Origin of the sequence: Marinovum sp. 2_MG-2023, assembly GCF_030548265.1 — a bacterium.
Lineage (GTDB): Bacteria > Pseudomonadota > Alphaproteobacteria > Rhodobacterales > Rhodobacteraceae > Marinovum.
In genome coordinates, this window is record NZ_JAUOSD010000001.1 from 390,700 (window position 1) to 410,828 (window position 20,129).

Sequence of the window (20,129 nt, forward strand, 5' to 3'; positions counted from 1 at the left end):
CGGCAGTGGCGCGCAGGCTATTCTGCGATGGCGACTGCACAAAGCTGGGAGGCGGGGTTCCCGCCCGAAGTTGCGGCGGCGCTGGGCGCTGATGCGGAGCTGCAATTGGCGATTGTGGAACACAAGGTGCCCTTGCCCGGTGGCGGGTTCCCGTCGCAATGTGATGTCTTTGCATTGGTGCATGCCGATGGCCGCGACATGGCCGTCGCGGTTGAGGCCAAGGTCGAAGAACCCTTTGGCCAGACCGTATCGGACTGGCACGCCAAACCAACAGCGGGCAAGGCACTGCGGTTGGCCGGTATTTGCGATTGGCTGGGGCTGACCCCCGAGGATGTTGGCGATCTGCGCTATCAATTGCTGCACCGCACTGCGGCGGCAATTGCCGAAGCCCGTCGATTTCGCCGTCCCGTGGCGGCCATGGTGGTCCAGAGTTTTTCCCCAAAGGCGACGTGGCACAATGATTTTGTGGCATTTTGCGACATGTTTTCTGCCGCCGAGAGGTTTGAAGCAGGCATTGAAACCCGTTTGCCCGACGGCATGCCACTGCGGCTGGCATGGGCCAAGGGTGATCAGAAATATTTGACGGAGCAGGCATGAACTGGTTGACCGATCACAAGATCCCGGTGGGCGATTCCGCCGCCTGGGTTTTCGACAAACTGCAAACCTACGGCGCATGGTTTTTCGACGGGTTGTCGGATACGCTAGAGACAATGATCGACGCGATCCTGTGGTTGCTGCAATCGCCGCATCCGATTGTGATAATTGCGTTTTTTGCCGGTTTGACCTGGCTTTTGCAGCGCAATTGGAAGGTGACGACCTTTATCGTTCTGGGCTTTCTGTTCATCCTTAATCAGGGCTACTGGGAAGAAACAACCGAGAGCCTGACATTGGTGTTGTCGGCCTGTGTGGTCTGCATGGGGCTTGGCGTTCCGATCGGCATTGCCGTAGCGCACCGGCCCCGGCTTTATGCCTGGATGCGGCCGGTGCTTGACCTGATGCAGACGCTGCCGACCTTTGTCTATTTGATCCCGGCGATTGTGTTTTTTGGCATCGGCATGGTGCCGGGCCTGATCGCGACGGTGATCTTTGTGGTGCCGGCGCCCATCCGGTTGACCCATCTTGGGGTGACCTCGACCCCCGGGGCCTTGTTGGAGGCCGCAGATGCCTTTGGCGCGACGCCCCGGCAGAAGCTTCTGAAGGTTGAATTGCCTTATGCCTTTCCCCAGATCATGGCGGGATTGAACCAGACGATCATGTTGTCGCTGTCGATGGTGGTGATCGCGGCGCTGGTGGGGGCGGATGGGCTTGGCGTGCCGGTGGTGCGGGCCCTTAATCAGGTGAACACATCACTTGGCTTTGAAAGTGGTTTTGTGATTGTCGTGGTGGCGATCATGTTGGACCGTATGCTGCGGGTGGATCGCAAATGAATGCTGTAGAATTCGACAATGTGTCCATTGTGTTTGGCGATGCGCCGCAAGAGGCGCTGCCGCTGATGGACGATGGCCAGGACCGGGCCGAGATTCAGTCTGAAACCGGACAGGTGCTGGGCGTTCACAATTGCAATATCGAGGTGCGCGAAGGCGAAATCCTTGTGCTGATGGGGCTGTCCGGGTCGGGCAAATCAACCCTGTTGCGGGCGGTGAACGGGTTGAACCCGGTGGCGCGTGGCGCGGTGCGGGTGCGCTGTGATGACGATCTGGTTGATGTGACCAATGCCGATGCCAAAACCCTGCGCAATGTGCGGCTAAGCCATGTCGCCATGGTGTTTCAGCAATTTGGTCTGCTGCCCTGGCGCAGCGTGCGCGACAATGTGGTGTTGGGGCTGGAACTGGGCGGGATGGAACGCAAGGAACGTCAGGCCCTCGCAGAAGAAGAATTGGCGCTTGTGGGGCTGGCCGATTGGGCCGACCACAAGGTCGGCGATCTTTCGGGCGGCATGCAGCAACGGGTTGGTCTGGCACGTGCCTTTGTGACCAAGGCCCCGGTGCTGTTGATGGACGAGCCGTTCAGCGCGCTGGATCCGCTGATCCGTACCCGGTTGCAGGACGAATTGCTGGATCTTCAGGGGCGGCTGGGGCGCACGATCATCTTTGTCAGTCACGATCTTGACGAGGCATTCAAGATCGGTGACCGGATCGCAATCATGGAAGGTGGGCGCATTGTGCAATGCGGCACGCCACGGGAAATCTTTTCGAACCCAGCAACGGAATATGTCGCGGATTTTGTGGCCCATATGAACCCGCTGGGGGTGCTTTGCGCCTGCGACATGATGGAGCCGGGCGAATCCGATGGGCCGGATGTGGAACCGGACACGCCAATCAATGATTTGGTGGCGATGTTTTCGGATGATGTGGACACAATTCGCGTTGCTGAAAATGGCAAGACACTTGGCGTCGTCACCCGCGACACGCTGTTGCAGCGGCTGGCAGATACGATGCCGGACTAGAGCGGCTGAAAAGCTGTTCATGGGGGGGCAAGGGTTTTTCGGAAAACTCTTGCCCCTTTCCGGGGTGGTCGCCCCCCATGCCCGGCCTTGGATCTGGTGGCCCAGGTCAACAGGGACGGGCGAATGGGGTCCGGCGAATTGAGGCTGGCCGGATAAACCTCAGGCTGACAAGGTCACAATCTCTGGTGCCTGGGACGGCGCCTTGGATGGGGTCAACGTTCTGGTCGGGTATTGGGCCATGGATTTGGGCCAGGTAATCAAAAGCGTGGCAACACCGTTGATCCCCTCGGCCAGCAAGGTCGTGCTCAGATCTTCCAGACGACAATGCAAAAAACGTTCTCCGGGTTTTGTCACTTCGACCGCGATGGTCACATCGGCAGCCCCCGGCATTCCCTGTGCCAGCAGCGCCGCCACAATCCGCGCCGATTGTCGAACCGACATATAGAGCGCCAGCGTGCTGCCGGGCTGGGCATGGCGGGCGCAATCAGGCAGGGGATCACCGTCGCGACAGGTGCCGGTGGTCAGAACAAGCGTGTCCGAAACGCCGCGCTCGGTCAGGGATTGTCCGGCATGTGCGGCGGCGGCACAGGCGGCGGTCACGCCCGGCACGATCTCGGTGGCGATTCCGGCGGCGCGGGCGGCCTCCAGCTCCTCTGTTGCGCGGCCAAAGACACCGGGATCGCCGGATTTCAAACGCGCCACCCGGCGGCCCTTTTGCGCTTCGGCCACGATCAGCGCATTGATCCGTTCCTGTGGCCAGGCGTGGGCGCCCACGACCTTGCCGACATAGACCCGCTCGGCATCGCGACGCGCCAGTTCCAGCACCTCTGTGTCCACCAGCCGGTCATAGAAAATCACATCAGCCTCTTGCAGCCGTTGCACTGCGCGCAGGGTCAACAGATCGCGTGCACCGGGGCCGGCACCGATCAGGGCAATACTGCCTGCGGTTTCGGCATCCGGGGCCGCGCCCGCGGCAATCGCGGTTTTCAATGCTTCGGCGGCCTCACGTTCCGCCCCACGGGTCCAGGCCCGGCGCGGTGTTTCGGCAAAGGCCCAGCGCCAGAAGGCACGCCGTTGCTCTGGCGCCACCCGTCGCGCTACCGCGCCGCGCATCCGTCCCGCCAGCGCGGCAAATCCGCCAAGATTGGGTGTGAGCATTTGCTCAACTTGGGTCTTGATCTGACGGCCCAGAACCGGGGCCGTGCCTTCGGTGCCGATGGCGACCACCACCGGATCGCGGTCCACCAGCGACGGCGTTGTCAGGTCGCAGAGGTCGGGCCGGTCGACCACATTGACCGGACATCCCGCCGCTTTGGCAATGGCATGCACCGCTGTGTCCATCCCCGGACAACCGGTGGCAATGAACCCCATCGCGGCGCCCCGGAACAGATCGGCCCCAATGGCCCCGGCGTGATGTGTGGCCCGCCCGGCGTCGACGATGGATTGCAATTCATCATCCAGTTCCGGCGCGGCCAGCACGATTTTTGCATCGGTTTTCAGGATCAGCCGGGTCTTTTGCGCCGCCTGTTCGCCCCCCCCGGCAATCACCACCCGGCGGTTGGTTGTGCGGATGAACATGGGAAAGCTTTTCATGTCGGTCTCCTTTGCCGGGATCAGGCGGCTTTGAGGGTGTGGCGGTTCGACCAGAGGGACTGTGCCATGTCGGTCGCATGGGCATGGCCAAGTGTGTCCAGCGCCAGCGCGGCGGTGGCGATCACAACCGCCTCGGCAAAGGGATCGGTGATCTTGCCCTGCCAGAGCGCGGCCAGCCGCGCGGTGTCTTCGGATCCGTCGTCCAACCGGCGGGTGTCGTCAATGCGTGCCGGCAGCGTCTCGTTCCAGATCTGGCCATCGCGCAGACCGAAACAGGCGGTGTCCTTGGCCGCATGACATTCAAACTCGCCGCCGCCACCCTTGATGAGGGTTTGCTGGCGCAATCCCATAAGCACCGCTGCCTCGGTCTGAAGCCCGCGATAAGACGGGTGGAATACGCCCTGTACACTGGCGGTTGCGCCTGCGGGATTAAGCATCCGACAGACGGTGTTGATGCAAGACCGCAGGCCCAGAACATCGCGCAAGGTGAGAAGGGAAAAGAGGTCAGGCGACAGAACCTCAAGCGGCAGATAGGCGATCCGCCCCCGGTCCATCAGCCCCTGAAGGTCGGCGGACGTGGCGGCAACAGGGATGCCAGCCGGGGCCAGCCCCGCGCGCACCTTCCTGTCCGCGCCGTTGAAGCCGTGCAGCAAGACATCATGCCCGGCCTCGGCCACCAACCGCGCCGACAACAAAAACCATGGCAGACCACGCGTGCGCCCCGCCGCATAGGATGGCCAGTCGAGATCCGGGCGCGGCAGGGCGGGCAAGGTGCTGGTCGCGCCAAGCGCAAGCCCCGCGATCTCTGCCGGGACTTCGCCCTTCATCCGCAACAGCATCAGCAGCGCGCCAATCGCCTCTGGTGCGGCCTCGCCTGACAGCATCAGCGTCATTGCCGCCTGCGCTTCTTCCTGTGTCAGCGACCGGGACCGCCCCGGACCGCGCCCCAGAATGCGAACATAAGGGGCAAGTGTCATTCCGCCGCCTCGCGGGTTTCGACACGGGCCAGCAATTCCGCCAGCTCCGGGCGGCAGGAGCCGCAATTGGTGCCGGCACTCAATGCTGCGCCGATCGCCTCGACGGTCATCAGGCCCTCGGTTTCAATGGCGGACAGGATGGTGTTCACCCCGACCGAGAAACAGGAACACAGGATCGGACCGGGGTCGGGGCGATCTGCCGGGGTCATGCCGCTCAGGGCATCAAGCGCTTCGGAGCCGGGCAGGGTGGCAAGATAATCGCGCATCACCGCCACCGGTCGGGGCGAGATGAACAGCGCCGCCAAAAGCCGATCTTCGGCATAAAATGCCAAACGGGCAATACCGCGTTTCTGGTCGATCACCGACTGGACCTCTGCCGTGCCTAGATCAAACAACTTGCGCGCCTCGGCCTCCCAATCGGTGACGGGATCAAGCCCCGCCAATTCCGCGCGGAAACCGGCGTTGGTGCGCGCCCGCGCCCAGTAATCACAGGTCGGGTTGATCGCATTGGCAGAGATGGCAAAGCCGTACCAGGCGGCGTCAAATTTGGCGACCGCTGTAACGCTGGCCTTGCTTTCCGGTTGGCCGGACACCGGGTCGACCTCTGGCGCGACAAGCGTGTCGATCCGGGCCGATGGCGCGGTTTCGCCGGTCCAATGCATTGGGGCAAAGACATCGCCGGGGTGCACGTCGGTGGTGATCCGCGCGCGCAGGATCGCGCTGCCATGCGGGCTGGTCAGGCGCACCAGATCTGCGGCCTTCAGCCCCTTTTCGGCGGCATCGGCGGGGTGAATGTCCAGAAACGGCTCGGCCAGATGGGCCGACAGACGCGGGGACAGCGCGGTGCGGGTCATCGTGTGCCATTGGTCGCGAATGCGCCCGGTGTTGAGCCGGAAAGGATAGCGCGGTGCGGTGCGCGACGCAGGCTCGCGATGGCGCAGCGGCAGCATCTTGCCGCGGGCATCCTCGTGAAAGAAGGTGCCATCGGCAAAGAACCGGCCCCCCTGTTTGCTGTCGGACATCGGCCAGCGGGTGGGTTCGAAGATTTCATAATCGCGGTCATTGATCTCGCGCAGACCGGAGATATCGAAATCCCGTCCGAAGTGTCCTGCGATCCGTGACAGCGCGGCATATTCGCGGAAGATTTCCGCCGGGGACTGGTAGTCAAAAGCGGCGGTCCACCCCATGCGGCGGCCCACATCAGCGAGGATTTCCCAATCCGGGCGCGCCATGCCCGGCGCGGTCAGAACGCTGCGCTGGCGGCTGATGATCCGGTCGGAATTGGTGACGGTGCCGTCCTTTTCCGCCCATGCGGCGGCGGGCAGCAGCACATCGGCCAGCCGCGCGGTATCGGTCGCGGCGGTGATGTCGGACACGACGGTGAATTCGCAGCCCTTGATCGCAGCCGCAACCGCATCGGCGTCGGGCATCGACACCGCCGGGTTGGTGTGGATGATCCACAGCGCCTTGATCCGGCCATCGCCGACGGCCTTGAACATGTCGACGGCCTTCAGCCCTGCGGCCTCTGGCATGGCGGGGGCCTGCCAGAAATCGCGCACCGCGCTGCGGTGGCTGGGGTTTTCGATGTCGAGGTGACAGGCCAGCATATTGGCCAGTCCGCCAACCTCGCGCCCGCCCATGGCGTTGGGCTGGCCGGTGACGGACAGCGGGCCAGAACCGGGTTTGCCAATGCGCCCGGTGGCGAGATGACAGTTCAGGATCGCGTTGACCTTGTCCGCGCCCGAGGTCGATTGATTGACCCCCTGGCTGAAGACCGTCACCACCTTTTCGGTGCGCATCCACATCTGACAGAAAGCACGGATCTCTGCCTCGCTGAGGCCGGTGACCGCTGGATCATCCGCATAGGCAGATTGCAACGCGGCATCAAAACCGTCCACCTTGGCAAGATAGTCTTTGTCAAACGCGCCGCCTTCGTAGATCTCGACCAACAGGCGGTTGAACAACGCGACATCGCTGCCGGATTTCAACGCCAGATGCATGTCGGCGCCATCACAGCTGGCGGTGCGGCGCGGGTCGATCACGATGATCCGGGTGCCACGTGCCGCCCTTGCGGCCAGCAGCCGTTGATACAACACCGGATGGCACCAGGCGAGGTTGGAGCCGACCAGAACCACCAGATCGGCTTCGTCGATATCCTCGTACGTGCCGGGCACGGTGTCACTGCCAAAGGCGCGTTTGTGGCCCGCCACGGTCGAGGCCATGCAAAGCCGTGAATTGGTGTCGATATTCGCCGAGCCAATGAAACCTTTCATCAGCTTGTTGGCGACATAGTAATCCTCGGTCAGCAATTGCCCCGAGACATAGAAGGCCACTGAATCCGGCCCGTGACGGGCAATTGTGTTGCGGAATTTATGCGCAACCAGATTCAATGCGCTGTCCCAATCGGCGTCCTGCCCGCTGATGCGGGGGGCCAAAAGACGGCTTTCCTGCCCGATGGTTTCGGCCAGCGCCGACCCCTTGGAACAGAGCCGCCCGAAATTGGCCGGGTGATCCGGGTCGCCGCGCACGTCCAGCCCACCCGCGCCATCCGGGCGCAGAATGACCCCACATCCCACGCCACAATAGGGGCAGGTCGACCGTTTTTCTGTCATGCCCGCCCCATCCATCACGCGGCGCTCCTGTTGCCAAGCGAGGTGCCATCAATATGGATGCGCCCCTCTTCCAGCCGCAGCGGGAAGGTTTCGATCTGGCCCTCGTCCGCCCCCTGTGCCGCGCCGGTGTTCAGATCGAACACCCAGTTGTGCAGCGGGCAGGTCACGGATTGCCCGTGTACAATGCCATGGCTCAGCGGCCCGCCCTTGTGCGGGCAGCGGTCGGATGCGGCAAAAACCTCGGTCTCGCTGGTGCGGAACAATGCCACACAGCCGACCGGTGTCTTGATGACCCGCGCACCGCGCAGGGGGATGTCGTCGATATGTCCGATGTCGATCCAGCTCATTCTGCGGCCTCCAGGGTAAGATCGGCGAGGGGGGCGTATTGATCAGCCTTGGATTTGGCCTCTTCCGCCCAGGGGTCCTTGCGATAGATGCTCTGCGAAAGTTCGAAACGTTCGATCAGCGCCGCGCGTTCATCAAGATCGTCAACGATGCGTTCCTTGACCCAGTCGAGGCCAACCTTGGCGACCCATTTGTAAGGCCGATCCAGGTATTTGGCGTTTTCGCGATAGAGCTGCATGAATGCGGTCGCCAGGTCGATGGCATCCTGTTCGGTGGTGACATCAGCCAGACGTTCGGTTTCCTTCACGTCCATGCCCGCCGCACCGGCAACGCCGATCTGATAGCCGCTGTCGACACAGACAACGCCGATATCCTTGCAGGTCGCCTCGGCACAGTTGCGCGGACAGCCCGACACCGCCAGCTTGACCTTATGCGGCGACCAGGAGCCCCAGAGCTTCTTCTCAAGCTTGATGCCAAGCCCCGTGGAGTCCTGCGTGCCAAAGCGGCAATGATCCTTGCCGACACAGGTTTTCACCGTGCGCAGACCCTTGGCATAGGCATGGCCCGAGACCATGCCAGCGGCATTGAGATCGGCCCAGATCGCGGGCAGGTCTTCGCCCTTGACGCCCAGAAGGTCGATGCGCTGGCCGCCGGTGACATGCACCGTTGGAACCTTGTACTTGTCCGCCGCATCGGCAATGGCGCGCAATTCGTCCGGGGTGGTCATGCCGCCAAACATCCGGGGCACGACGGAGAATGTGCCGTCTTTCTGAATGTTGGCGTGTTTGCGTTCGTTGATGAAACGGCTTTGCGGGTCGTCCTGATATTCCACCGGCCAATCGGCCAACAGATAATAGTTCACCGCCGGGCGACAGACGTGACAGCCATTGGGCGTTTTCCAACCCAATTCCTGCCAAACCGCCGCTTGCGATTTCAGTTCCTTGGACTTGATCAGAAGACGCACGTCTTCGTGGCTGAGATCGGTACAGCCACAGATCGACGCCGCCTCTGGCGCCGCATAGGAATCGCCAAGCGTGACTTCCATTAACTGCTCGACCAAGCCGGTACAGGTGCCACAGGACGCGCTGGCCTTGGTGGTTGCCTTGATCGCGCCCAGGTCGGTTGCGCCGCCCTGAATGGCCGAAACGATGGTGGATTTGCATACGCCGTTACAGCCGCATATTTCTGCCTCAGGCGGCAATGCTGCAACGGCTGACAGAGGGTCCACAGAGGCACCCCCCTGCATGGACGGTCCAAAGATCAGCGTTTCGCGCATCTCGTCGATGTCGGTGCCGTCCTTGATCAGGCCAAAGAACCAATTGCCGTCAGCGGTATCGCCATACATCACCGCGCCGACCAGTTTGTTGTCTTCGATCACCAGCCGTTTATAGACGCCGCGCGCCGGATCGCGGAACACGATGTCTTCGCGGTTGTCGCCTTCGGCGAAATCACCGGCAGAAAACAGATCGCATCCTGTCACTTTCAGCTTGGTCGAAAGCTCCTTCGGTACAAATTCGCCCGGTTGATCCAACAGACCGGCGGCCACGACCTTGGCCTGATCATAAAGCGGGGCCACAAGGCCAAACAACATGCCGTTGAATTCCAGACATTCGCCGACGGCAAAAATATCCGGGTCCGAGGTGACCATCTGCGCATTGACGTCAATGCCGCGATTGACCTCGATATGGGCGTCATTGGCCAGCCGGGTTTCGGGGCGAATGCCAACCGCCATCACCACCAGATCGGCTGGCAGCACCTCGCCATCATCCAGCAACACACCTTCGACGGCCTCTTCGCCAAGGATCGCCTTGGTCGAGGCCTGGGTCTTCACCGTGATGCCGCGCCGTTCCAGATCCTTGCGCAGAAGATAGCCCGCCGCCGGGTCAAGCTGGCGGTCCATCAGATGGCCCATCAGGTGCAGCACGGTCACATTCATGCCGCGCAATGCAAGGCCCGCAGCCGCCTCCAGCCCAAGCAGACCACCACCGATCACAACCGCATTGCCGCGCTTGCCGCAGGCTTCGATCATTGCGTTGGTGTCGTCGAGATCGCGATAGCTGATCACACCCGGCAGATCCTTGCCCGGCACCGGAATGATGAACGGGGCAGAGCCGGTGGCAATCACCAGCTTGTCATAAGCCACTTCGCCATTGGCACCCTTCACCACCTTACGGTCGCGGTCGATGCCGGTCACGGCCTCGCCAAAGCGGCAGGTGACCTTGTTTTCGCGATACCAATCATCGTCATGGGTGACGATTTCCTGATATGTCTTTTCGCCCGACAGCACCGGCGACAGCATGATGCGGTTATAGTTGCCGCGCGGTTCGGCGTTGAAAAGAGTAACTTCATAGGCGTCCGGGTCAGCGTCGAACAGGTGTTCCAACACCCGCCCCGAGGCCATGCCCGCGCCAATAACGACAAGTTTTTTCATGTGCTTTCCTTTTGGGAAATCCAGTTAGGAATACAATTCAAGAGCCAGGGCTCAGGCGTACCAGGCGACGATATGGGCCAGTTCACCGTTGGAATGGATCGGCAGGGCCACCACGGAATCATATCCCGCCGCCAGACCTTCGGTTTGTTCCACCACCGGCAGGCCCGTGCCCAGAACCCGGCCGATCAACCCCTGCCAGGCCGAAACCTTGCGCGGGCTTTCGTCATCCCAAAGCCGCCCCTCGCGGGCGCAGATCCCGTCGATCAGCACCGCATCGTTGGCTTTGCCGACCTTGGCCGCGCGTGCGTCCCAGATTTCGAACCGGCGCGCGATCGGCGTGCCGCGTGCCGACAGCAACGTCAGCACAAAGGTGTCACCACCCGGCACCGGGATCGGCAGGCCAAGACCCGTGGTCAGCCCGGCCTTGCCCGCGCTTTCAGAGCGGATAAAGGCATAGCCAGAGCCCAGATCGCGCATCAGGATCGGGGTTTTTGCCGCCCAGACACCACCGGGAAGACCCTGGCCGCGCGGAAATTGGGTATGTTTCGAGACGAACTCGAAATGTTTAGCCGCGCCGTAATAGCCGTCATCCAGCCTCAAAAGGGTGTCGTCGGCTTTCCAGACTTCGATGGCGCCGGTGCGCACGTCGTCGTCGCCGCACAGCACCACCAAAACCGATTTGAGCGTTTCACCGTCAAACACCGGGATTGCCACGGCGCTGGTCAGGCCCGCTTCATGTGCGGCTTCGGTCCGTTTGAAATACGACCCGTCAAACCCTTTCAGCACAACCGGGCGTGCCTCGGCCCAGGCTTTGCCAGGCAGGCCTTCGCCCTTGGCAAAACTGGTCTGGCGCGAGGCTTCTTCGAATGCTTTCAGGTCGCCATAATTGCCACCGGCCAGCACCAGCGTGTCGCCCTCTGGCACCCAATATTCGGTGACTTCGATAAAGGTGCGGACGCCCGTTTCAATCAACGCTTCCATTATGCAGCTTCCTTCTCATCGTCCTTGGGGGTCTTGGCCTCTTCTTCAGCGGCCATCTCCGACTTGCCTTTGGCACCGTGTTCGTATTCCTCAAGAAAGCTCAGAACCTGATCGCGGTAGGCGTAGTAATCCGGGTGCTCCAGCAGCGCCTTGCGGGTGCGGGGGCGGGGCAGGTCGACGTTGACGACGCGGCCGATTGTGGCCTGTGGCCCGTTGGTCATCATCACCACGCGGTCGGCCAGCAGGATCGCCTCATCCACGTCATGGGTGACACAGATCGCGGTGACCTTGGTCCGGCTCCAGACCTCCATCAGCACCTCTTGCAGCTCCCAGCGCGTCAGGCTGTCGAGCATGCCGAAAGGTTCATCCAGCAGCAGGAGTTTCGGCGAGAGCGCAAAGGCCCGGGCAATACCGACCCGCTGCTTCATGCCGTTCGACATGTCATTGGCAGAGCGGTCCATCGCATCGGCCAGACCCACACGCTCAAGATAGTATTCCACCACGTCCTGACGCTCGGCCTGGCTTGCCTTGGGATAAACCTTGTCGACGCCGATGGCACAGTTTTCACGCGCGGTCAGCCAGGGGAACAGGTTGGGCGATTGAAACACAACGGCGCGTTCGGGATCGGCGCCTTGAACATGATAGCCATCCAGCCGGATCGCGCCCTTGGAAATGCTGTTAAGGCCAGCGGCCATGGTCAGCACCGTGGATTTGCCACAGCCCGAATGGCCGATCAGCGAAATGAACTCGCCCCGGTTCACCTTGAGGTCGAAATCCTCGACCACGGTCAGCGGGCCCTTGGGGGTGGGGTAGATTTTGTGCAACTGGCTGAAATCAAGGAACCTTTCCTCGATCATGCCTTCCTGCGCCTCTTTGACGGCGGCGGGCACACCATGCACCGGGGTGACATTGGGCAATATGCGGCTGCCTTCGACCTTGGCCTCGATGCCCACATCCATCAGGTAATTGGTGACCTGGGCGCGCAGTTTCTTGAACCCTTCGTGGTGGTTCATTTCGCTGCGCTCACGTGGGCGGGGGATGTCGACTGTGACCGCGTCACCCAGCGTCCCGTCGGGGTTCAGCGGAATGATCCGGTCGGCCAGCATGATGGCTTCGTCCACGTCATTGGTGATGAGAACACAGGTCTTTTTGTCGGCATCCCAAATCGCCTCGATCTCATCCGCAAGGTTGGCGCGGGTCAGCGCATCCAGCGCCGAGAGCGGTTCATCCAGCAGAAGAACCTCGGGGTTCATCGCCAATGCACGCGCCACGTTGACCCGTTGACGCATGCCGCCGGACAACTCCGCCGGACGACGATGTGTGGCATGGGGCAGGCCGACCATATTGATGTAATGCGCGGCCTTTTCGGCCTTTTCCGCCTTGGGCATACCGGGAAAGATCGTGTCGATCGCCAGCATCACATTGCCCTGCACCGTAAGCCACGGCATCAGCGAATAGTTCTGAAAGATTACGCCGCGTTCCGGCCCCGGTCCGGTGATCGGCTTGCCCTTGAAGGTGACGCTGCCCTTGGTCGGGCTTTCGAGGCCCGCCATCAGGTTGATCAACGTCGTTTTGCCGGTGCCCGAGAAGCCGAGAAGAACAAGGAATTCACCTTCCTGCACCTCGAGATTGATGTTTTTCAACACATCTTCGCGGTGCGTGCCTTCGCCGAAGCTCTTGGAGACATTGTCGAATTTAAGGATGCTCATGGGGATCACCGGTTGTTCGAGAATGTGAAGAGGGATTGCAATGCGAACATCACCCGATCCAGCAGGAAGCCGATGATGCCGACCGTCAAAACCGCAACCATGATCTTGGCAAGCGAGGAGGACGAGCCGTTCTGGAACTCATCCCAGACGAATTTGCCAAGGCCGGGGTTCTGGGCCAGCATTTCGGCGGCAATCAGCACCATCCAGCCCACACCCAGCGACAGGCGCAACCCGGTGAAGATCAGCGGCAGGGCCGAGGGCAGAACCAGTTTGGTGATCTTGGTCCAGGTGTTCATTTTCAGAACCTTGGACACATTGACCAGATCCTTGTCGATGCTGGCCACACCCAGACCGGTGTTGATCAACGTCGGCCAAAGCGAACAAAGCGTCACGGTGATGGCCGAGATCAGGAAGGATTTCGAGAACATGCCATCATTGGTGGCATAGACGGCGGAAACGATCATCGTCACGATCGGCAGCCATGCCAGCGGCGACACCGGCTTGAAGATCTGCACCAGCGGGTTGATCGCGGCGTTTGCGGTGGGGGACAGACCGGCCATGATGCCCAGTGGAACGGCGACCACCGTGGCCAGAAGGAAGCCAAAGAACACGGTTTTGATCGAGGTCCAGATCTGTTGGTAATAGCTTGGCGCGCCGGTATAGGCGACGTTTTTGACCTCGTCCGCGCGACCATCCGCAATCAGCTTGTCGTTGCGTTTGGCAACCATGGCTTCGAATTTTTCACGTCTTTCGGCCTTGGCCCCGGCATCTTCATGCAGGTTGACCGCTTCGACCCAGACTTCGGCCGGGCCGGGCACCGCGCCCAGAGATGTCTGCACCCGTGGCGCCAGGGTGGCCCAGAGCGACAGGAAAATCGCAATGGCGATCAGCGGCACGACCAGAAGGCGCCAGATCTCCTTGACCTGTGCTTTCGGGTTGTCACCGGCGGCGGCTTTCAGCACCGGCGTGGCCCAGCTCAGGCCCAGCACCTGGAACCATTTGTCCGCCGTATTGATGCGGGTGAAAAGCCGTTCCTTGCGGGCTTCGCGCGCTTCGGCGTCAGTGAAATTCGGGTCTACGGTGGTCATGTGTTTGTCCCCTTGGGGTTTGGTGGAGGCCCCGGAGCAATGTCCGGGGCGCGCGCGTCTCGCGGTGATCGCGCCCCGGACAGGATCCGGGGCCTCTGCCTTTGGTTTGGCTCAGCCTTTGACTTCGGTGCCAACAACCATCTGCTCGCCCTTCAGGCCGATCGGCAGGCTGTCGAGATAGGCATTGGGGGTCTTGCCGTCATAAGCGATGCCATCAATGATATCGCCCGCCGGGGTCGGGGCTTTGTAGCCATCGCTGTCCCATGGGAAATCAGCCTCGTTCGCCAGACCTTCGTCGACCAGCATACGGGCGGCCTGCAGATAGATTTCTGGCTTGTAGACCGATTTGGCCACTTCATCATACCAGCTGTCTGGCTTGGCCTCGGTGATTTGGCCCCAACGGCGCATCTGTGTCAGATACCAGATCGCATCGGAATAGAACGGATAGGTCGCGTTGTAGCGGAAGAACACGTTGAAGTCGGGAACCGCACGTTTGTCGCCCTTTTCGTATTCAAACGTCCCGGTCATCGAAGCGGCAATCACCTCGGCATCGGCGCCGACATATTCCGGCTGCGACAGGATTTCGACCGCCTCCATCCGGTTAGCGTTGTCGTTTTCATCCAGCCATTGTGCCGCACGGATCAGCGCCTTGGTCACGGCCAGGGTGGTGTTTGGATTGGCTTCCTGGAATTCTGCGGAGATGCCGAAAACCTTTTCCGGGTTGTTCTTCCACAGCTCATAATCGGTGATCACCGGCACGCCGATGCCCTTGAACACCGCTTGCTGGTTCCATGGCTCGCCCACGCAATAACCATAGATAGTGCCCGCCTCGAGTGTGGCCGGCATTTGCGGCGGCGGGGTCACGGACAACAGCACATCGGCACCAATCTGGCCGGAAATGTTTTCGCCGCTGTAAAACCCCGGATGCAGACCACCGGCCGCCAGCCAGTAGCGCAGTTCATAGTTGTGGGTGGAGACCGGGAAAACCATGCCCATGTTGAACGGTTTGCCGTCGTTCTTGTATTTCTCGACCACCGGGGCCAGCGCCTCGGCACTGATCGGGTGAATTGGCTTGCCCTCGGCATCGGCGGGGATATTCGGCTTCATCTGCTCCCAGATTTCGTTGGAAACCGTGATGCCGTTGCCGTTCAGATCCATCGAAAACGGGGTGATGATATGCGCCTCGGTGCCGAACCCGATGGTCGCGGCCAGCGGTTGACCGGCCAGCATATGCGCGCCGTCCAACTGACCGCCAATCACGCCGTCCAGAAGAACCTTCCAGTTCGCCTGGGCCTCCAGCGTGACAAACAGACCTTCGTCCAGGAAATACCCCTGTTCATAGGCCACAGCCAGCGGTGCCATGTCTGTCAGTTTGATAAAGCCAAATGTCAGCTCGTCTTTTTCCAGATCAAGCTCCGCAAATGCGGGGCTGACAAGGGCGGTGGATGCCGCAAGGCCAAGGAGGAGTTTCTTCATCTGTCTTTCCTTTTGATTTGTGCCCGGGCGGGAGGAAGGACCCGAGCAAATAAAAAAGCCGCTGACTCACACTGCCTGTCTGGCGGTGGGTCGAGCGGCTTTGCTCATGATCCTCAAATCTTTGAGGGAAATTCCAGCAGCGGGCATCGTTGCCTGCCGATGACTTATTTATGACAGCTGATGGGCAAAATGCGCAAAGAGAAGTTGGCGTTTTGCGGCGATTATTCTGCATCGCAGCGCAGCCAATGCTGCGGCTGCGCAAAAAATGGGCATCAAATCAGGTCGGGATCAAAAACGCGGCCATCGAAGAACCCGTCAGGCCGCAGAATCAGCCGCCCGGTCTCGGTCGCAACGGCGGTTTCAACGCTGACGCCGCCCTCGATCTTGGCCGAGGCGGTTGGCAAAGGCACATTCAAACCTGCCAGCGCGGTCCGATACAGATCACTGCGATAGACGGCCCGTGCGGCGGTTTTCGCGGTCACGCGATCCAGCCCGGTGCGCGCCGCCAATTGCTGGCCGATCCATTCTGCCTGACTGCGCCAGGGGAAGGTCGCGGCAGCGGCGTGGAATTCGACAAATCCCGGCACTTCGCGTTCCTGACCGGTTTGTGACAGCACCAGCCGACCCGACAAGGCGCGATCCAGAATGTCCGGCGCAATGTTCAGATATTCGCGACGCGACAGGATTTCCGCCGTCAAACTATGGGACGAAGGATCCGCCAGCCAGCGCCCGGCGTGCCAGACCGCCCGGATCAACCGCCCCAAAAGCGCATTTTCCGCCGCCGCCCAATCGCTGCGCACAGCCAAGACCTTTTCCGGGGCAAATGCCCAGATCGCGGAACAGGGCAACAACAATTCCCCCATCCCGGTTTCCACCGCCTGACTGCCCCAAGGTTCGCCCACGCAAAATGCGTCAATCTCACCTGCACGGATCGCATCCGCCATCAGCGGCGGTGGCACGGTGCGGATGTCGACGCTCTGCGGGGCAGGCAGGCCCAGCGCAGAAAGCCAGTAATAGACCAGCTCGGCATGCATCGAAAACGGAAACGGCACGCCAATGCGCAACCGCCCGCCCGCAGCCCCAATCAGGGCCATGCCAGCGGCGCGGGCGTCGCGGAACCCGAAATCATGGCCGCCATCGTGAATGCGTCGGGCCAGATCACGGCTGACACCAATCACATTGCCATTGACCGACAGGACCGAAACCGCCGACAGCGGCGCGCCAGCCCCACCAAGCCCCATTGCCGTCGCCACCGGCACCGGCGACAACATATGCGCCGCATCAACCTGGCCAAAGCTCAGCATGTCCCGCAGCGAAGACCACGACGGCGCGCGCCGCAGATCCAGCGAAATGCCTTCCTCGGCGGCAAATCCCATTTCCTGGGCCACAACCAATGGCGCAGCATCCACCAACGGGATGAACCCGACAGACAGCGTTGTCAGACTCATGACAACAACCCCGCCGCAGTGACCAGCGCCTGAGCCACATCGGCAACCCGCTTGCCCTGATCCATCGCGGTTTTCCGCAGCAGCGCATATGCTTCGTCTTCGCCAATGCCGCGCGCCTTCATCAACATACCTTTTGCGCGGTCGATAACCTTGCGCTCTTCCAACGCGCGCTTTGTTTCCGCCAACTCGGTGCGCATCCGCTGAAACATGCGAAACCGGGTGATTGCGGCGTCCAGGACGGCTTTGACCCGCTGTGGCTGCATCCCGTCGACCACATAGGCCGACACACCGGCCTCGATCGCAGCGGTCGACAGCCCCTCGGGCGAACGGTCCACGAACATGGCCACCGGCCGCTCCAACGGGCCAGAGGCCAGTGCCAGTTCCTCCAACATGTCCCGCGACGGGTTCTCGATGTCGATCAGCACCATGTCGGGTTGGCGGGCCTGAATCTGGCGGGCCAGGCTGGTCGGCTCGGAGATGACCTGAATGTCAAAATCCCCAGCCGTGCGCAGGCTGTCCACGATCAGCAAGGCGCGGTCGCGGTCCGGTTCCACAATGGTGATCGAAATCGGTTGGTTCATAGCCTCAGATGTGCGGCTTGGCGCGGGAAAGTAAATGCTGGGCGGGTGAACTTTGGGGCGTTTCCTGGTGATGCGCTGATTTTTTAGGCATCGACCGCGGCGGGCTCTCCGACGGCCACATCCTGCGGCCATCCAATGTACGGTCCCGCTGATTTCATCTGACCAAAAATATCCCGGGGGTGAGGCCAAAGGCCGAGGGGGCTGGCCCCCTTTTGCGCCCGCAGGGCCTTTGATACATTACACCGCCGCTCGGCTAGATCGCCGAGGCATGCGCCAGTGTCTGGGCCAGAAACCCATCGACCCGGCTGGCAATCACCCGCACGAGGGGTTTGAAATCCTCGCGAATCTGCAACCCGCCCTTGGCGATGAAAAACGCATCCGGAAATTGCCGCATCAGGGCAATGCCCGTGGCATGAATTGCCTCTCGCTCTTCGGGGAAATCCGCCAGCAGCCGGGTTTCCCGAAAACCGAAGCAACACATCAGATCCTCGATCACACGCGCGGTCAGAATATCCTGCGGCTGCATTTCATAGCCGTTGTGCCCGGCCAATCCGCTGTTTGCGATCCGGTCGAGATAGGCCGAAGTGGCGGCGGCATTCTGTGAATAGCCTTGCGGAAATCTGGAAATTGCCGATGCGCCAAGACCGACAAGCGTCGGGGTGGTGTCATCGGTATAGCCCTGAAAATTGCGCCGCAACCGACCGGCCCGGGCGGCAATGGCCAACCCGTCCGAGGGCAGTGCAAAATGGTCAATGCCGATCTCGTCATAGCCCGCCGAGACAAAGGCCTGTTGGGCCAATTTGGCCAGATCGAAACGCGCATAGGTGTCGGGCAGGCTTGCCGCGTCGATCATCACCTGACGTTTCGACATCCACGGCACATGCGCATAGCCATAAATCGCCAGACGATCAGGGCAGAGCGACAGCACCTGTTGCAGAGTTGCGGCAAAGCTGTCGCTGGTTTGATGTGGCAACCCGTACAGCAGATCCAGATTGATATTGTCGACCCCCAGACCGCGCAATTGCTGGATCACGCGTTCTGTCTGTTCAAAGGATTGATGCCGTCCAATGGCGTCCTGCACATCCGCGGCAAAATCCTGAACCCCGATGCTGGCGCGATTCAGGCCGAAATCAACCAGGGTTGCCAATAGCTCCGGCGCGGCTTCGGTCGGGTCGATTTCGACCGAAAATTCGATGTCGGTGGTCGGGGCAAACGCGGCAAAGACCTCATCAAGCAGCAGGGCCATGGTGGCGGGGGACAAAATTGTGGGTGTGCCGCCCCCCAGATGCAGCCGCGCCATTTTCACGCCCGAAGGCAGGAATTTGCGGACATTTGCAATTTCCCGGCGCAGCACCTCGACATAGGCGTCCACCGGGCGCAGCGTCTTTGTGCCCTGGGTCCGGCAGGCACAGAAGAAACACAGCCGCTTGCAAAACGGAATGTGAATATAGACCGAAATCTCGCTGCCTGCGGGCACCGCATTCAGCCAGTCGGATTGATGCCGATGACCTTCGCCGGGGCGAAAGTGATTGGCCGGCGGATAGCTGGTATAGCGCGGCACACGTGCGTCAAAGAGCCCGTGCTTTCGGAGTTGCTCTGGAATGTTCATACTGTAGATTGATCATGCAACGATCAGGTCCACATTGATGCAGATCAACAAGATGCCAATTCCCGAACTAACCTCGGTCCGCTGTCAGGAATGCCCGATCCGCCATCGTGCGGTCTGTGCGAAATGTGACGAGGACGAGCTGGAGCTGCTGAGCGGGATGAAGACCTATCGCAGCTTCAAGGCTGGCGATGTCATTCTGTGGCGTGGTGAGCCGCTGCAATTTGTGGCCTCGCTGGTGACGGGGGCGGCGACGCTGTCAAAAACCCTTGAGGACGGTCGCACCCAGATGGTGGGTCTGCTTTTGCCGTCGGATTTCATTGGTCGGCCCGGACGTCAGGAAATCGAATTCGACGTCACGGCGACCACCGATGTGACCTTGTGCTGTTTTGATCGCAAACCGTTTGAAAAACTGGTCGAAGACACGCCGCATGTGGCGCAGCGCCTGATGGAGCTGGCCTTGGACGAGCTGGACGCCGCGCGCGAATGGATGCTGCTTTTGGGCCGCAAGACCGCGCGGGAAAAGATTGCGACCTTTATCGAAATGCTGGCCCGGCGCGCCACGGTTCAGGACCAGGAGGCGGGCGGCCAGTTCATCCTGTATCTGACACGGGATCAGATCGCGAATTACCTTGGCCTGACATTGGAAACGGTCAGTCGCCATTTTTCGGCTTTGAAAAAAGAAGGCATGATCGGCTTTTCGGATCGTCACCATATTGAGGTTCTGGATCTGCCCGGATTGCAGTTGGCGACGGGTGACGACGCCGATGGTGGCTTGGTCAGTTAAGTTCCTTTTGTACAGGCATGTGTTCGGCGGCCATGTGTTCGGCGGCACA

The 20,129-nt window shown here is 61.0% G+C and carries 16 protein-coding genes; 4 read left to right on the top strand and 12 right to left on the bottom strand.

Annotation, left to right across the window (positions count from 1 at the left end; translation table 11 throughout):
• Positions 1 to 27: 27 nt before the first annotated feature.
• The 3 genes from Q4577_RS02000 to choV are packed head-to-tail and all read left to right on the top strand — an operon-like array spanning position 28 to position 2,446.
• Positions 28 to 597, top strand: coding sequence for a hypothetical protein (locus Q4577_RS02000; RefSeq protein WP_244686239.1), 570 nt, complete (start codon positions 28 to 30; stop codon positions 595 to 597).
• Entirely contained in the window at positions 594 to 1,427 is an 834-nt protein-coding gene (choW, locus tag Q4577_RS02005) for a choline ABC transporter permease subunit (protein WP_303466776.1), read from the top strand. The genes Q4577_RS02000 and choW overlap by 4 nt, the downstream gene beginning before the upstream one ends.
• Positions 1,424 to 2,446: a choline ABC transporter ATP-binding protein gene (gene choV / locus Q4577_RS02010; protein ID WP_244686243.1), complete on the top strand. Its 1,023-nt coding sequence runs from the start codon at positions 1,424 to 1,426 to the stop codon at positions 2,444 to 2,446. The genes choW and choV overlap by 4 nt, the downstream gene beginning before the upstream one ends.
• Before the next feature lie 159 nt (positions 2,447 to 2,605).
• Here choV and cysG read toward each other — a convergent pair whose 3' ends face one another.
• From cysG to hemN, 12 genes are all read right to left on the bottom strand, one after another.
• Entirely contained in the window at positions 2,606 to 4,039 is a 1,434-nt protein-coding gene (cysG, locus tag Q4577_RS02015; protein WP_303466775.1) for a siroheme synthase CysG, read from the bottom strand.
• Positions 4,040 to 4,059: 20 nt separating this feature from the next.
• A complete protein-coding gene (locus Q4577_RS02020; RefSeq protein ID WP_303466773.1) occupies positions 4,060 to 5,016 on the bottom strand; it encodes a glycosyl transferase family protein in 957 nt (318 codons plus the stop codon).
• The gene (locus tag Q4577_RS02025) at positions 5,013 to 7,643 is read right to left on the bottom strand and encodes a nitrate reductase (RefSeq protein ID WP_303467455.1); all 2,631 of its coding nucleotides are present in this window, start codon (positions 7,641 to 7,643) and stop codon (positions 5,013 to 5,015) included. The genes Q4577_RS02020 and Q4577_RS02025 overlap by 4 nt, the downstream gene beginning before the upstream one ends.
• The gene (nirD, locus tag Q4577_RS02030) at positions 7,643 to 7,975 is read right to left on the bottom strand and encodes a nitrite reductase small subunit NirD (protein WP_244686251.1); all 333 of its coding nucleotides are present in this window, start codon (positions 7,973 to 7,975) and stop codon (positions 7,643 to 7,645) included. Before nirD ends, Q4577_RS02025 begins: the two co-directional genes overlap by 1 nt.
• Positions 7,972 to 10,404: a nitrite reductase large subunit NirB gene (gene nirB / locus Q4577_RS02035; protein ID WP_303466772.1), complete on the bottom strand. Its 2,433-nt coding sequence runs from the start codon at positions 10,402 to 10,404 to the stop codon at positions 7,972 to 7,974. The genes nirD and nirB overlap by 4 nt, the downstream gene beginning before the upstream one ends.
• Before the next feature lie 51 nt (positions 10,405 to 10,455).
• The gene (locus Q4577_RS02040; protein ID WP_303466770.1) at positions 10,456 to 11,385 is read right to left on the bottom strand and encodes a GAF domain-containing protein; all 930 of its coding nucleotides are present in this window, start codon (positions 11,383 to 11,385) and stop codon (positions 10,456 to 10,458) included.
• On the bottom strand, positions 11,385 to 13,094 hold the full coding sequence (locus Q4577_RS02045; protein ID WP_303466769.1) for an ABC transporter ATP-binding protein: 1,710 nt from the start codon (positions 13,092 to 13,094) through the stop codon (positions 11,385 to 11,387). Before Q4577_RS02045 ends, Q4577_RS02040 begins: the two co-directional genes overlap by 1 nt.
• 5 nt (positions 13,095 to 13,099) lie before the next feature.
• Complete coding sequence (locus Q4577_RS02050; protein ID WP_303466768.1) at positions 13,100 to 14,182, bottom strand: ABC transporter permease; 1,083 nt, start codon at positions 14,180 to 14,182, stop codon at positions 13,100 to 13,102.
• A gap of 111 nt (positions 14,183 to 14,293) precedes the next feature.
• Positions 14,294 to 15,658: a CmpA/NrtA family ABC transporter substrate-binding protein gene (locus Q4577_RS02055; protein WP_244686262.1), complete on the bottom strand. Its 1,365-nt coding sequence runs from the start codon at positions 15,656 to 15,658 to the stop codon at positions 14,294 to 14,296.
• A gap of 272 nt (positions 15,659 to 15,930) precedes the next feature.
• Entirely contained in the window at positions 15,931 to 17,106 is a 1,176-nt protein-coding gene (locus Q4577_RS02060) for a CmpA/NrtA family ABC transporter substrate-binding protein (RefSeq protein ID WP_303466766.1), read from the bottom strand.
• Positions 17,103 to 17,687, bottom strand: a complete 585-nt coding sequence (locus Q4577_RS02065; protein ID WP_303466765.1) for an ANTAR domain-containing response regulator — start codon at positions 17,685 to 17,687, stop codon at positions 17,103 to 17,105. The genes Q4577_RS02060 and Q4577_RS02065 overlap by 4 nt, the downstream gene beginning before the upstream one ends.
• 253 nt (positions 17,688 to 17,940) lie before the next feature.
• Positions 17,941 to 19,296, bottom strand: a complete 1,356-nt coding sequence (gene hemN, locus Q4577_RS02070) for an oxygen-independent coproporphyrinogen III oxidase (RefSeq protein WP_303466764.1) — start codon at positions 19,294 to 19,296, stop codon at positions 17,941 to 17,943.
• Positions 19,297 to 19,348: 52 nt separating this feature from the next.
• Between hemN and fnrL the strand changes: the two genes are divergently transcribed.
• Positions 19,349 to 20,080 (top strand): transcriptional regulator FnrL, encoded by a 732-nt coding sequence (gene fnrL, locus Q4577_RS02075; protein WP_368397466.1) that lies wholly within the window; start codon positions 19,349 to 19,351, stop codon positions 20,078 to 20,080.
• The last annotated feature ends 49 nt before the right edge of the window (positions 20,081 to 20,129 follow it).

Excerpts from the sequence above, each read along its gene's own strand:
- Q4577_RS02000 (WP_244686239.1), top strand. The coding sequence starts at position 28 with ATGGCGACTGCACAAAGCTGGGAGGCGGGGTTCCCGCCCGAAGTTGCG.
- choW (WP_303466776.1), top strand. The coding sequence starts at position 594 with ATGAACTGGTTGACCGATCACAAGATCCCGGTGGGCGATTCCGCCGCC.
- choV (WP_244686243.1), top strand. The coding sequence starts at position 1,424 with ATGAATGCTGTAGAATTCGACAATGTGTCCATTGTGTTTGGCGATGCG.
- cysG (WP_303466775.1), bottom strand. The coding sequence starts at position 4,039 with ATGAAAAGCTTTCCCATGTTCATCCGCACAACCAACCGCCGGGTGGTG.
- Q4577_RS02020 (WP_303466773.1), bottom strand. The coding sequence starts at position 5,016 with ATGACACTTGCCCCTTATGTTCGCATTCTGGGGCGCGGTCCGGGGCGG.
- Q4577_RS02025 (WP_303467455.1), bottom strand. The coding sequence starts at position 7,643 with ATGGATGGGGCGGGCATGACAGAAAAACGGTCGACCTGCCCCTATTGT.
- nirD (WP_244686251.1), bottom strand. The coding sequence starts at position 7,975 with ATGAGCTGGATCGACATCGGACATATCGACGACATCCCCCTGCGCGGT.
- nirB (WP_303466772.1), bottom strand. The coding sequence starts at position 10,404 with ATGAAAAAACTTGTCGTTATTGGCGCGGGCATGGCCTCGGGGCGGGTG.
- Q4577_RS02040 (WP_303466770.1), bottom strand. The coding sequence starts at position 11,385 with ATGGAAGCGTTGATTGAAACGGGCGTCCGCACCTTTATCGAAGTCACC.
- Q4577_RS02045 (WP_303466769.1), bottom strand. The coding sequence starts at position 13,094 with ATGAGCATCCTTAAATTCGACAATGTCTCCAAGAGCTTCGGCGAAGGC.
- Q4577_RS02050 (WP_303466768.1), bottom strand. The coding sequence starts at position 14,182 with ATGACCACCGTAGACCCGAATTTCACTGACGCCGAAGCGCGCGAAGCC.
- Q4577_RS02055 (WP_244686262.1), bottom strand. The coding sequence starts at position 15,658 with ATGAAGAAACTCCTCCTTGGCCTTGCGGCATCCACCGCCCTTGTCAGC.
- Q4577_RS02060 (WP_303466766.1), bottom strand. The coding sequence starts at position 17,106 with ATGAGTCTGACAACGCTGTCTGTCGGGTTCATCCCGTTGGTGGATGCT.
- Q4577_RS02065 (WP_303466765.1), bottom strand. The coding sequence starts at position 17,687 with ATGAACCAACCGATTTCGATCACCATTGTGGAACCGGACCGCGACCGC.
- hemN (WP_303466764.1), bottom strand. The coding sequence starts at position 19,296 with ATGAACATTCCAGAGCAACTCCGAAAGCACGGGCTCTTTGACGCACGT.
- fnrL (WP_368397466.1), top strand. The coding sequence starts at position 19,349 with ATGCCAATTCCCGAACTAACCTCGGTCCGCTGTCAGGAATGCCCGATC.